The sequence below is a fragment of the Nocardia sp. NBC_00416 genome, assembly GCF_036032445.1.
In the GTDB taxonomy this organism is placed as follows: Bacteria; Actinomycetota; Actinomycetes; order Mycobacteriales; family Mycobacteriaceae; genus Nocardia.
Window position 1 is genome coordinate 2,029,004 of record NZ_CP107932.1, and the last position, 15,013, is coordinate 2,044,016.

Below are 15,013 nucleotides of genomic sequence, written 5' to 3' on the forward strand. Positions count from 1 at the left end.
GGGTCGCCGTCCTGCGGCAACCCGGCCAGCAGGGCGTCGGGCCGGTCGTCGGCGAGAGCCAGCCGGTCGTTCTTGACGAACGGCACCGCGGCGTCGCCTGCTTCGTCGACGACGATGCCGTGTACGCGCAGGATGCCCAGCGCGTTGCGTTCCCGCAGCCACCGCCGGACGTCGAGATCGCCGCGAATTGTCTTCTCTTCGCCGTCGACCCACTCGTGGACGACCAGATGGTTGCCCTCGTATTCGATCTCGAAGGCATGCCCGCCCGCGCGACCGCCGTCGCGGAACACCATGGCGCCGAGCACCGCGCCATGGTTGGCTCTGACGTGCTCGACGATCTCGTCCAGCGAGCCGAATTCCTGCCAGTCGGCGTCGACGGCCTCGGCGCCGACATCTTCGCGCACCCCGGCCAGGCCCGGGTCGGCGGGGGCCATCGTCGGCCAGTCCTCCGGCAGCTTCCCCCGGCGCTGCCGGAAGGCCACCAACCGGTTCGCCGCGGTCGGCAGGCAATTGGGCGGCCCGTCGTGCAATGGACGTGGCGGCGCGTACGTATCGGGGGCGACCGGCTCGAAACGTTCGGTGACCTCGGCCAGCACGGTGTGGATCCGGTCTTCGATCTGCGCTCGCGCCGCCGCGTCGGACGCGTCGGCGCGCTGCTGGGCCAAGCTGTGCAGCCGGTCGGCCTGCGCGGACAGCAGTTCGCGCCGGCGCTCGGCCTGCAGGTGCCGATCGATCACGGCGGTCAGGTTGCGTTGCTGCAGGTACCGGCGGATCAGGTCCGCGGTCGCGGCGCCCGCCGGATCGGCGGCGGCACGCAGTTGCTCCTGCTCCAGGTAGCTCACCGTCAACTGCGACTGCGGCGCGCCCAGGGCCATGGCCAAATCCCGGTGCAACTCCGCGCGCCGGCGTCGCGCGCCGCGCAGCGTGCGCGAATCGACCTGCTCCGCGCGCAGACCGTGTTCGGCGAGATCTATTCGCCGCAACGCCGATTCCACCGGCAGCGCGCTCAGCTGCTCGAGCAGCGTATCGATGCCGGGAGCCTGTGCCCGGCGCGTGAAGTGCCGCACTTCGGCGTCGGCGATCTCCAACTCCGGAATCATGGTCAGCAGCGCATCGGCCCGCGCCTGGTGGGACTGCTCAGTGGCTATCGCCGCCAGCGCGATCAGAATCGAGGTCGGACCCAGTCCTTGTTCCGCCGAGGGCGTGGTCCGTTCGGTGTCCATATGGTTCAAGGTCAACGGCAGGTCCAGTATCCGGCGCAGTTCGGCACGGGTGGCCGGACTCGGCTCGTTCTGGAGTATCTCGTCGACCAACGTCTCGATCAGTTCGACGGTCAGCTGCCGGTGACGCAGCCTACGGGCCTGCGCGGCGACCAATTCCATGGTCGCGTCCGTAGCGGTGGCCGCCCAGTGGCGGGGGCCGGGCGCCTCGTCGAGATACTGCCGGTACCGGCGCTCGGTGGCGTCCGCGACAACCGCTTCCGCGGCCAGGCGCACAAGGTACGCGGCGTTCAATTCGCTGTTCTGTTGCAGCGCCGCACGGACGGTGGCCATCACCCGATCGGGGGCCACGTCGGCGCTCGATACCGGATACCCGCCTTCACCCAGCAGTCTGGCGACGGCTCCGGTGAAGGCCTCACGCCAGATGCCGACGGATAGGTTGGGCTCGCCCAAGAAGGCGGCCGTCCCGAGCTCGTGCCGCAGCTGCAACTCCGGGTTTCCGTACCAGGAGTCGGCGGAGTCCCGGGTGAGCACCCGATCGATGTCGTCGAACATCATGTCCGGTCGCACCTGAGCGAGCGCATCGGCCAACGTGCCCTCGGGCGGTGTCGTGTAGCCGCGGAGATAATTCTCCGGCCTACGGCCGTAGGGGTCCAGCCCCCGGCGGACGACGTTGCGTTCCGCGATCGACCGTTCCGCCCACGCCGCGGCCGCGGCGGCCCTCTCCTCATCGGAAGTGACGGCGTCGGGTGCATGGCGACGGACCAACGCGACGAACGCGATGCCGCCGTCCCACAGTTTCTGGAACTCTTCGGCGGCCGCGATCACGCCGGCGCTCAGGCTCTCGACATCGAACACCCCCCAATACACCCGTTGCGCAGTGTCCGGGTCACCGAACGCCACGGTCATTCCCCAGGTGTCATCGCCCACGAACTTCGACAGCGCCTGTACGGGGACCCCGCCCCAGTTCTCCAGGTGAGTGTCCGCGGCCCAGAGCGCCATGAAGGTCTCCAGGCTGCGGCTAGCCCACTGCTTCTCCTCCTCGGTGCCCCGGGGAGTCCAGTCACTGCCGGGGGCGGACCGCCGGGCCTTGTCGCGCACCGCGGTGGGCAGGCCGGGAGCCTCAGCGAGCACCTCCGCATACAGCTCCACCAGAATCCGGTGCACATACGGCGGCCACGTGCGCCAGGCGCGGTTGTTGGCCGCGGCCAGGCGGCGTACCTCGTCCAGATCGGCGTCCGGTGGCGCGAGCAGGTCCCGGATATCGCGTATCCCGGCCCATTCCAGGGCTATGGACACCACGGAGTCGGGGTTCGCCGGTACCTTCCGCCACCGTGTGCCGTCCGGCTCCAGCAGCGAGATGTGCGGGTGCGGCGGCGGAACTTCGGCCCGGACCCCGGGCGTGGCGTCGACCACCGAGACCAGGACCGGCACCGGCCCGCCGGGGCCGGACATCTGGGAGGCGCCGCGCGCGATATTCCTGGCCCGCGTGCCGACTGCCGAGAGGCGGACAGCGGCCGGCGGCCCGGCGGATTCGTCCCGGGTCGCGACGAGATCGGCGAGCTGCTCGACGAGGACGGTGTCCGCACCGGGGTAGGTCAATACCGCCGCGGCCGATTCACTCGAAAAGGTCGGTGTCAGATCGTTCATCACCAGAGCCAGATCCGGATCCGCGATCGGAAAACCGTCCTCGTCGGTCACCGGAACCGGAACCGCGGCGTCGGCGACCTGCACCAACAGCTCCCGAGCGCTGCTCACGTCGCCGACGGCGAGCATCGGGCCCCCGGGCTCGCCGGGCCGCGGGAACGCGAGCAATCGCACCGGCGGATGTCCGGGCAGATGCGCGGCCCAGCGCTCGGCGACGGTCAACCGGTCGGCCCAGGCGTCCAGCTCCGAGAGCCGGGCCGCGTTGCGCTCGGTGGGTTCGGCGGCGCGCAACAGCTCGCGTTCGCGCGCCAGCCGCATCCGGTTCACCGCGTCGCGCACCTGATCCGGTAGGTCCTGGCCCGCGAGCTCGTCGGCCATGGTGTGCAGGATCGCGTCCCGGTCGGCCGCGAAACCGTTCGTGTTCCACCGCTGTTCGATCTGCCGCAGGCGCAGCCTGCGGCGCGCGGCCGCCCGTTCGGCGGGATCGATCGCGTCGAACCGGCCGTCGGCCTCGGCGGCGGCGACCGCGACGTTCACCCGGCGCAGCAGATCCCGCCAAGCCCCCCCGGCCGCGTACAAGTGGAAGTCGGTGTAGCGGGAATCGATCACCGGCAAGCCCGGTCGCGGTGGCACATACCCGGGCAGCTCGTGCGCGCTCGCGCCGATCCGCACATTCTTGAAGTCCAGGCCCGCAATCGCCCGTGACTTGCCGTTCACGAGCGGCCGGGCGGCCGAGCCCTCGCCCTTCAACGCCATGCCCGACAGACTGTCCACACCGCTCTGGCGGGACTGCCACTGCCAGAACTCGAGATCCTCACCGTTGTCGATGACCCGCACGGTCTTGCCGTCCCGGTACACGGTCACCGCGTGCGAGCCGACCTCGTCCGGGCTGTCGAACCCGCGGCGGCCGAGCACCGCGACCACCACGTCCCCGGTGCTTGCCACCCGGTCGTGCAGCGCCCGGTACGAATCGAAACCGTTCTCCTCCCAGTCGGAGCCGACGATCTCCGGCGCCACCCGGGCATCTGTCCCGGGCAGGCCGGACAACAGTCGTTCCCGTTGCTGCGCGGTCAAGGGCGGTTTGCCGACCAGACGGTTGGCGGCGTCGGTGGCGTCGGGCAGACAGGTGTACCGGTCCGCGTCGCGGAGATGCTCCTGGGCGGCAGTGTCCGGCGGTTCGTAACCGAAGGCGTCTCGTGGTTGCTCGTCGGCGAGCAGGCGGGCCAGTTGTGCGCCGAAACCCTCGTCCAGGGCCGCATCGATACGGACCAGCTGCTCGGTGGCGGTATCGGCGGCTACCGACGCGGCGAGCGCCTCGTCCAGATGCCGGAAACTGGCGAGGTGCGCGTCGAGTGCCGCCTGTTCCCCGGGGCCGCGGCGGGTGTCGGGCAAAGCGTCGAGTTGTGCCGTCGTGAGCGTCTCGGGCGAGATGCCGAGTTCGGCCAGCGCCGACGCGCCGATCGCGTCGGCCAGCGCGGCCCCGGCCTGCCGGTGTGCCGTGCGCAGCTGTTCGGTCCGCCCGAACTGCGCCCGCTGCCAGCCCATTTCCACACTGACCGGTGAGTCGCCCAGCGCGGCGTTCAGCAGGTCGAGCTGGTCCTGCACCCGTACCCGCTCGCCGGCGAGCACCGTGAGCCGCTCGGTCAGCGCACCCAGCCGGCGCAGCTGTGCCGCCGCCTTGTCCCGCTGCTCGGCGTGGCGGATCAGCTGGCCCAGCTCCTGTCGGATCCGGCCGATGGTTTCGCCTTCACCGCTGATGGGCCGGTACCGCTTGGCCTCCCGGTACACCGCGGTCAGGTCGGCCACTTCCAACCTGCCCGAGGAGACCTGGAACCGGTTGCCGGAGTATCGCTGCTGGTAGTCGTCCCGGAGACGACCGAGATACTCGTCGGTGACCTCGACCCGCGCCTGCTCCTGGCGCAGGGCGGCATGCAGGTTGCGCAGGCCGGCCGTAGTGGCGGCGATTGCGCGGATCTGTTCCCTGTCCTCGAGCCCGTCATCCGTATACAGGCAAATATTCACCGCTTCGGTGCGTTCCCACGCGTCGTGCTGGGTGGTGAATTGCGCGGCCAGCTGCGCAACCCGCGCCCGGGTGAGTTGCGACACCGGAATGCCCGTGACCGCCGACAACTTCTCGGCTAGCCGACGGCGATGCTCACGGTCGCCATCCAATCGCCTTGCCCGTACGCGCATGTCGGCGTCGGTCACGGCCTGGTTTGCGAGCCAGGCGCGCAGGTCTTCGTGCTGGCTCTCGAGCAGCTGCGCCAACAGCCGCGTTTCCGCACCTGCCTCGGCCGGCGCAGCGGTGCCCGCGTCGAGAACTCCCAGCTCGCGAGCCATTCGCGGCAGCCGATCCAACCGAGCGTCGAATTCGGCGGTGAGCCGGCTCAAGGCATCGAGCTCACTGTCACCGGTCTCCCGCATCGATTTGCGGTGGTCATGGATTGTCGCGGCCTGCCCACGCAGGACGGAAAGCTCCGCCAGCAACGACTCGTACTGGGCTGTGGTCAGCAGTCCCAGCCCGCGCTGTGCGTCGGCACGGAAGATCGCGGACTCGACCAGGTCGAGCTTGGCCGCCCGGGCAGGCAGTGCGTCGCGCACTGCGCGCCGCATCTCGTCCAGGTACACGTCCAATTGGGGTGTGACGACAACGGTTGGCGATTCCCGGCCGGTGCGGACCCTGTCGCGCTCCGGCGCGACCCAGCCGGCGATTCGCCGGGGGCGCCGCTGTGCGGCGAGGGACGTCGGCCGAGTGAACGCGTTCCGGGCCACCCGCTCGTCGGCGCGCGCGCGCCGGAGCAGCGCGCGATCGGCCCGGTCCGTGTGCAGGCGGATCGGCTCCGGCGCGATGCGCTGCGCGGCGAGGTCCGCGAGATCCGCCGCCAGCAACGCCGGGTCGTCGGCTTGCAGTACGACGACCGCGACCGTCCGTTCCGGGTGTGCGCGGCGTTCTTCGGCGTACACGCCGGTCGCGTCACGCAGACCGGCGCGCAGCGACAGGGCGCCCGGGCGCCCGTTCACCAGCACCACCACCTGATCGGCAGTGCGCGGATCGCCGACTGTCACGAATGTCGTGGGCCGCGTCGAACGCACGGTGAGTTCCGGAGCGCCGGGTAGAGCCCGCGTCCACTGCCCCGCTCGGGCCAGGACGGGTTCGAGGCCGATTCCGGCTTCCGGCAGGCGTTCCGCGACGGAATCCCACACTGCGACCCCGTCACCGCGGGCGATGACCTCGACCGTCGGCGCCGGCTGCCAGGGGGTCCGGGTTTCGTGCATCGCCCGGCTGGAGACGATCCGGTACGCCATCTCCTCGCCGACTGCGGTGACCGTTCCCGCCTCAGCGCCCACGGCGCCGTAGCGCAGCACCGCCACCGTGGCCGTGACCCGCTCGGGCTGGTTCTCCACCCGCGCGATTTCCGCGGCATCTCGTACCAGCGCGGTCAGGTCGGCGGACTCGGCCGCATTCGGCGGCACGAACCAGATCTGATGTTGCGCAGCGGCTTTGCGATCGCCGAACTCGATCACCAGCGCGCCGTCCCCGTAGGACACCAGATGGACGGGCAGGCCCAGCTCCCGACCACGGGTGTCGGCTTCCCGAAACGCCGAGTCGAGGTCGCCCAGCTCCTGCAGCCGGGCCAGACCGACGTCGTCGAGAACGCGGTGCCGCGCGCGCTCCCGCAGCTCCTGCAAGTCGGCCCACATCGCGCGCCGAAGGGCCTGGCTCTGCAACCGGCTCGGCACTACCTCGGCGGCGGCGAAGACGTCCGGGTACTCGGCCTGGAGAACAGTCCGGATACTTTCATACTGGTGCTCGGCGGTGGAGTGGTCCCAGAATTCGACTGCGGCCCGCGCCTTGGCGCGCGTAGCGGCTACATCGACGCGGTTGCCGTCCGCGGCCAGGTCGACCACGTTCGACAGGCCCGCGGCGCGCACCGCAGCCAAGACGGCTTCGCGTCGCTCCCGCGACAGTTCGTTTCGCCCTTGCTCACCGGGATCCGGGTCCCCGGCCACCGCGCCGCCCGGCATATCGGCTCCGGGCCGACCCGGCGACTCCCCCTCGGCCAGCGAGTTCAGCCGTTCGCCGCGGCCGCCCAAAACGATGCCGTGCAGCTGCCCGCTCGGCTTGTCCCACTCGCTGAACCGTTTGTCGACGACCTCGTGACCCTTGCGCTCGTGCACCCACACCGCGCCGTCCTCGCCGCGATACATTACGAACATGTGCGCGCCGGCGTCGCCGTGGGTCACCGTGCCCATGACGATCTTGCCGCTCGCCGCGACCTCGCGCATCTCGTCGAGGTCGTTGAAACCGTCGGTTTCCCATTTCGCGCCCAGGACTTTCGCGATATCGGCGGGCATCATGCCGTTGGCCCAGATCGCGCTGTCGAACATCGACGGCAGATCCGCGATCTCGACGCCGAGGACCAGGGCGACGAACCACAGCGCGTCGACGGCACAGATCTTCGGGACACCGGACAGGTTCACCTCTTGGGTACCGCTCAACTCGCTGAGCCCGGGCCAGTCCGTGTTGCCCTCGATGATCGCCGCGAACGGGTCGACCTCCGGTAGCGCCTGCGCAGGTGGGGTCTCGCGGATTCCGTCGGTGGGTCCCGGCGCCGGTTCTATCCGGCGGTCGATCGGTTCATCGAGGCGACCGAGGGCGACCCGCTCCAATTCGCTGTCGATCCGACGATCGAGTGCGGCGGCGGTGTCGGTGTCGCGCAGGATGACGGCGTCGTTGCGTTCCGCGGCCAGTGCTTCCAGCCGTCCGGCGCCGGCGGTCAGACCGTCGAACTGCTCGCGCATCCGGGCGTGGTCTTCGACGGTCGCGATCAGCTGCCGCAGCAGATCGTGACGCCACTGGCCGTCGACGGTCTCGACGTCCGTGTCGAGCCGGGCCTGCAGGTCGACCGTGTCAGGTCGGAAACTCAGGTATTCGGCGTCGGCAGGGGAACGGGCGATCAGCTGAGCCCGCAGTCTGTGGAAGTACCGCTCGGCGGCCAATACCTCTTCGCGCGCGTCGATCAGCCGACTCTCCAGCTCACGCAGCCACTCTGCCCGGTTCTCCGCGGCCCGCATCGTCTCGATGTGGGCGATGAACTGGTCGATCGTGAGCAGCAGCGTGACCTCGCGAAGGTCTCGCGCGCTGTGCCCGCGCTGGTCGAGCTCCTCCATCAACGAGGCGCTCGCCGCCGCCACCTGCTCGGAGGTCAGCGAATCCGCGTCGATCTGCAACCACTCGGCGATCCGCGCGGCGACCTGCGCCCGCCGGCTCCGCCACGGCGGCAGACCTTCCGCACCCAGGACGAACGGCTCCGTCCGGAATTCCCACTGCGGCTGCCGCCACTGGCGGGTCTGCAGTTCGTCGGCTTCGGCGCGCAGGACGGCCAGATTCTGGCCGAGCGTGACATCGAGTGCGGGGCGACGCCGAGTTTGCCCGGCGAGATCGGCCAGCCGGCTGTCGAACAGATTGCGCAGCAGATGCAGCCCGGTCACATACTCGGCTTGTGTCGTGACCATAGCGAGCGCATGTTCGAGTTCACTGACCCGCGTGTCGTATTCGGGACCGCCGAAAACGATCTGCTCGGTCCGCGCTGTTTCGAGCTGCTCTGCCAACCTGGGCTGGGCCGCCACGAGCGCGGGCGGCCATTTCGGGTTCAGTCCGAGCTCGCGGACGAGGCGCAGATCGGCCTCGTTCAGGGTGTTCCGATGGTCTTCGGCGGCGGATTCGGCGGCGGCGAGATCCTCGGCCAACTTTCCCAACTGTTCGGCGACCCGGGGCAATTCGTCGCGTGCCTCCAGACCCTCCTCGAACTGCGCCAGGACCGCCCGGATCCCACGATCCACTTCGACCAGGCGTTGCATCGTAGTGTCGTGCCGGTCGAACTCCGCCAGCTGGGCGACCATCCCGTCGTACGCGACCAGGGCCTCCTTGGCCGCTGCCCACTCCGAGTCCAGCACCAGACGGTCTCGATCCGACACCGGACCCTCCACCAGCGGACCGGCGAGCAAACGGTCGGTCAAGGCCGCCGACAGCCGCCGTGTCTCGACCGCCAGAGCTGCCGGATCCGCGTCCGCGCCGAGCCGGTCCCGGGCGATCAACGCGGCCATCGTGTCCCGCGCACGGCCGTGCCGCTCGGCCAGGTCCGCGCGCAGCGAGGCCCCTTCCGGGCCCGGGCGCAACAACCCGGCCCAGTCCAGGTCGATTTCTCCGTCGGTGCCCTGGCGAACGAAATCGGCGAACTGCCGCAGGGCGGCTGCGGCGAAAGACCGATGATGGGCGGCCGTGACCGCCTGGTGAATCAGGCCGTCGTGCAACGCGGGCGCCGGCGCGTCAGGGTCAGGGTTGTCCAATACGACTATCCGGGGGAACAGCTCGGGAATCGAGGAATCGGCCTGGCCGGGCGTCAACAGCTGCACATCGAAAAACCGAGTCAGGGAGTCGATCACCTGTTGCAGGTCGTTGCCGACGCACGACAGCGACAGCCGTCCCGCTTGCTCCTGCTGCGACCCGCTGGCGGCTCCCACCCACTCGGCGTGGTGCGAGGCGATCATCTCCTGTATCCCGTGGTCGGGAGAGATATTGTTCTCGAGTCCGACCGAGAGATACACGGCCAGGCTGGTCGGCGATCCGGTGTTCCCGATGGCGACGACCGAACCGTCGGCGGCCAATATCGCGGCCTCCGGCGTCGGCGGTAGCCGGTCCATCGACCGCACCAGCCGCCGCAACGTCCGATGGGTTTCCTCGAGTTCCCGCGTGTGCGCGGTGTCGCCGGAAGCCCGCGCCTCCTGTAGCCGAGCGGCATGCAGTTGCATGACGGCTAGGTGGCGCGCGGACAACGGCACGCCACGCAGGTTCACGACCAGTTCCGGGAATACGCGGGCGACGTCTTCCATGCTCTCGGGACCGAAGCCCGGTCTCTGCCACAGCGACATGACCTGCCACGCGGTGTGGTCCGGTGCAAGCTCCAGCAACCGAGACGCCAGCTGCTCAGCGGCGGCCCGCCGCTCGGCATCGAGTGCGATCTCCGCCGGATCCAACAGCGGGTTCCACGGATCCCGGGTGTCGATCCCGTCGTATTCCCGATCCATATCCGGTATCCCGGCGGCGTTTTCGACGACTGCGCTGCTGCCGCGACGGCCGACCAGCAGAACGGTCGGCCGACTGCCGTCGCGACGAGTGTCGAACGCGGCGTTCATGGTTGCGACGTGTTGGGCCAGGTGTTGGACGGCGTGGGCTTCGCGCTCGTCCAGCATGCGGGACCACAGATCGGACGGTCCTTCGGCGGTGGCGAAATCGTAGTCGACCGTCAGGATCATCGCCACCGGTTGCGGCCGCCCGTCGCCGTCGCCCGTACCCTGGACATCCCGCAGGTAACCAGCCGCTTCGGCGACGGCTTGCGCGAGATCCGCCGCATCGGATACCGCACCGGCCTGATACCAGATCACGGTTTCGGCGCGTTCGGGATCACCGACGACCGCCCGGGCCTGGTAACGACCACCGGTCGTCACTGCTCCGTTCTCGCCTCGGTCCTGCAGATGGGCACCCGGCAGCGACCGCACCGGCAGACCGGGCAATTCCCGTCCCAGACCCTCGACAACACCCGGCACGATCGTGTTGTCGGCCAGGGTTCGTTGCCATGTCAGCTGGCGCCGCCGCTCGAGACTGTTGCGACCTGGCCACTCCCGCACCTGGTCAGCCGCCTCGCGCAGCGCGTCCTCGACCGGCGGATCCATGGCGTAAACCGCGAGTACACCGAACGCGGCGCTCAGATGTGGGTACCAGCGCAGTAGTTCGGGCTGCAACTCGGGACCGGCGGCCTCCCACAGCTGCGCGACCAACCGGCCGGTGTTGCCCGCTGCGGTCACTCCGGCCGCCACGTGCACCAGCGGCATCATCAATTGTGCTACGTCGCGTTTGTCGGCGCCGCGCAGGGCATCACGTACCAGCGGCACGAGTTGTGCCGATCCGGGGACGATCTCGAACCAGACACGTCTGCCCGCGGCGCCCGCGCGCTCCACTCCGGAGCGGTACCACTTCTCGCGGCCGACCGAATCGGCCAGCGGAGCGGGGATGAGCTGATCGCTGTCGTCGGACAGCGTCACCCGCAGGCGACCCTCGACAGCCTGTATGTCGATCCGGATATCACCGCCACCGGTTTCGTCCATGCTGTCCAACGCGCGGGTGATGTCGGCCAGCGTCCACGTGGGCGACCACACCGACCACCCGTGCATGAATTCGGACAGCTTCTCGCGCAGCGGGTCCAATGCGTCGCCGTCGAACGAGTCCACATCGCTGACCACCGTCGCGAACCGCTGGGGCGAGACGAGTTCTTGCGGAACCGCACTGTCCGGGATGTCCCGCGTGGGCGCGGTCGCGCTGTCGGCCGCCCACTCGCTGTCCGAACGAGCCAGCCAGGCGCCGACCCGGTCGTGCAATTGCCGCAGCGCGGGCGCGAGCCGACCGGCGTCGGGACCCAGGTCGACCGACCGATAGCGGGCGACCAGCCGGCCGTCGACCTGGTCCAGTTCCACCGTGACCCGGGCCGGCGGGCCCGCTTCGAGGGCGACTGTCACCGTGATCGACAGTCCGGTGTCCGTGCTCTGCACCCCGGCGACCTCGGCCCGGAACCAGGCGTTATCCACCAGGCCGAACCCGGTGAAGACTTCATCGGCGATCGCGCCGCGCCTCTGCAGCAGATACGCCGGCGTAGCCGAATCGGTCCCGGCCTCGTCGTCGCGCCACACGGTTCCCTGGTCGTCCCCGGTGGCCACTCGCTGTAGCACCGCGGCGGCGACGGCATAGCGCACCGACTGCGGCAGCCCGGGCACCACGGCCAGCACGTGCGGGTACCGCAACAGCAATGCCCGACGCGCGTACGGCGGCCATTGCCGCCAGTTCCGGGCGTTGGCCGCCGCCTGCTCGCGGATCGCGTCGTCGTCGGCATCCGGGGGCGGCAGCATGTCACGGATATCGGCGAGCCCGGCCCACTGCAGAGCCGCACGCACCACGGCCTCCGCACGTCCGGCGGCGACCGGGATCCGGGTGGCCTCGGTGCGGAAATCATCGACCCGTACCGAAACCGGATAGTGCTCCGCCAGCAATTGCGCACTGTCCGCTGCCCTGGCGAGCGCGCTGCCGGCGCCGTCACTCACGAAACTGAGCATGAGCGGGTCCGCGGGGTTTTCGCGGTTGTCCAGGAGTTTGTGGTGAACGTCTTCCGCCAGGCGGGCGCCCATTACGGCAGGATCTCCGGTTTGCGGGGCGCCGTCGGGTTCGACCCACAGCATCGCGACTTGCGAGAAACCTCCGGGCTCCCGGGACAGCTCGTTCATCAGCCGGACGAGGTCGGTATCGACGTCGCCACTGTCAATGTCCGCTGCCGACTGCCGTTCCGACGCCGCCGTCACGTGCACGACCAGTTTGTTCATCTCGCGCACACTGCCGACCGTGAGCACGGTGGGCGCCGGACTACCGGGCAACCCGATCGACAGCAGGTGGATCGGCGGATGTCCGGGCATCTGCGTGGCCCACCGTTCGGCGACGGTCAGCCGGTCCACCCAGAGGTCCAGTTCGGCCAGTTGCGACGCCGTCTCCTCGGTCTGCTCGGCGGCCGGCAGATCCCGCAGCCGCTGCCGCGCCCCAGCCAGCGCCGCCCGATTGGCCCGGTCCAGTTCCGAGTTCGAGAGGTCGGCGCCGAGCGGCCCGATATCCGGCGCCGCTACCGGCAGCACCTCCCGGGGCTCCACGTACGGCGGCATATCCGGAGTGGCGCCGACCTTGAAGTCCTCGCCGGTTTCGCGCAGCCGCAACACCTTGCCCGGCGCGTGCACATGGCGCGGTTCGGCCTTGTTGTCCACGAACAGGGCGAATACTTTGTGGCCCACTTCGTCCGGGGACACGGTGAGATCCCGCTCGTACACACCCCTGCCGACGTCGCGGCGCTCGATATGCGGGTTGCCGGCCTCGTCGACCGTCCGCCGCAGCCAGTAGGTATGGCCGACGGCTCCCTTGCCGTCCTTGCCCGGCGCGGTGGGGACGAATACCAGCACCCCAACCCCGTCGCCGTCGCCCGCGCGCACCCCCTCGCGCCGGTCCGCCCACTCACCCAACATCTCTTCCACCGTGGCGAGATCGGCCACTTCCTGCGACAGCAAGGGCGCCGCGTCCGGCGTCAGCTGCCCCAGAGCAGCTTCGATACGGCTGACGAATGTCCCGGACAGGTTCTCCGCACCCAACACCGACAACAGTCGGCGCGCATCGATCCCGTACTGCCGCGCGAAATCGGTGAGTACAGCGCGCGCACACTGGTTGAGCTCGTGTGCCGACAACGAGCCCACCGGATCGACAATGAGGCGCGTGTCCGGGTGCTGATAGGGCACCAGCGCGGGCCCCGCGCCCTCGGCGGCCGCGGCCAGAGCCGAGGGAACGGTTCCGAAGAAGAGCGCACCGTCCAACTCGCCCTCGAGTTCGACGACTTCCCGTGTCAGCCGGTCGAACTCCGCGGCGAGCCGCACCAGACCGTCCAGACCGCCCACCCGAGCGAGCGCGGCGTCCCCGTCGGATTCCGAACTCTGTTGCGTCCACAGGTCCACCAATTCGGCGACAGCCTGGTCGTGCAGTCGGGCCAGCCGGCGTGACCATTGCGACGAGGCGCCCAACTCGGCCGCTGAGATACCCTGCGCCCTTGCCTGTTCGACCAGCCGACCCGCGCGACTCCTGGACTCCGCCTGCGCGACCGCGCGCCTCGCGACGAGATCACCGACCTGCAGCAGCTGCGTATCCAACCGCGCCAACCGGTTCGAGAGGTCCCGGTGTTCCTCGGCGGCCGTCCGGAGCTGGTCGAGAATCCGCCCGTGGTACGCCAATTCGGCATCGCTCTTCGCGTCCTGGCCCATCGCGCGGTCCAGTTCGGCGCGCCGGACATACAGTTCCTGCTGCATACCCTGCAGGATCTGCGAATCGCGGAACAGGTCGGGGTTCACCGGGATCCGCTCGGCACCGGGAGCGTCGGAGAAGTACAGGTCGTAGATGCCGCGCGCCATCGTGTACCGGTCGGCGGCAGCCTGCTGCTGGGCGTACAGATGCCGACCGGCGGTGACCAGCGCGTCCAACCCGCGCGACCAGGTCGACAGCCGGTTCGACTGTTCCTGGATCGAGATCAGGGACGCCAGCAGCTGGTGGACCCGGGCATGGACGCGCGTGGGACCCGGTTCGGCATTCTCCACGATGCTGCGCACCAGATCGTCGGACACCGCGGCGATCTGGACCCCCTCCGCCGCGGCGATCCGTATCTTCGCCTGGCCCAGGGCCACGGCCAGGGCTCTGCCGTCGTCGTTCACGCTCAGCCCCAGCTGACCGTGCGACTCCTCGGCGAGATCCCGGGCCACCTCCGCGGCCGATAGTTCGAGGCGTTCCTCGAGCACGACGATTTCGGCGGCGAACCGATCGAGCGTCTCGTTCGGGGCGACCGCGGTATCCGATTCCCGCGACGGAGTCGAAACCAGCGCCGAGTCGAAGGCCGCCGCGATGCCTCGGGCCGCGCCGATCCGTCGCTCGGTCTCGTCCAGCGCGTCGATCAACGTCACCAGCTCGGCATAGGCCCTGGCCGTCTCTCGCACCGGGTGCGATCGATCCACCATGCCGGAGATCATCTGCTCGAGCTCGGTGAGCGCCGGCACCGAATCCGACTCGAGGTAGGCGAGCAACTCCCGCTCGGCCCCGTCACGTTGCTTCTCGAGCTCGCTGCGGGTCCGCTTTCCTACCGTCGTCTGCGTCTGCTCGAGAGTCAGGTCGTGGAACTCTAGGTCGAGAAACCCGCCGAAGACCACTGTCGGCAGTTCGGCCGCCCGTTGCGTCTGCGTCAGGGCCCGGGCCAGATCGTTCAGGCGCACCGCATGCGCCATCAGCGCGGTGTAGTCCCGCTCGGCGACCTCGCCGTGTCCCCGGCGGGCGTGCGCCGCCTGCAACGCGTTGTCGAGCGCATCGATACGACGCTCCCAACCTGCGAAGGTGCGGGCGTCTTCGACACTCGCCACGGCGGCGTACAGCGTGCGGAAGTTCTTCTCGGCACGCTCCACCTCGAGTGGTTTCCCACGCCATTCGGCCACATTCGCCAGCGCCTGCAAGACCGCGGCGTCGTCGTGCA

1 protein-coding gene (only partly in view) is annotated in these 15,013 nt (G+C 69.6%); it reads right to left on the reverse strand.

This entire window lies inside a single protein-coding gene on the reverse strand: locus OG804_RS08290, encoding a M3 family metallopeptidase. The 122,418-nt coding sequence extends 89,317 nt beyond the window's left edge and 18,088 nt beyond its right edge, so the window shows coding positions 18,089-33,101, spanning codon 6,030 (partial) through codon 11,034 (partial); reading right to left, the first codon wholly in view occupies window positions 15,009-15,011. The start codon and the stop codon both lie outside this window.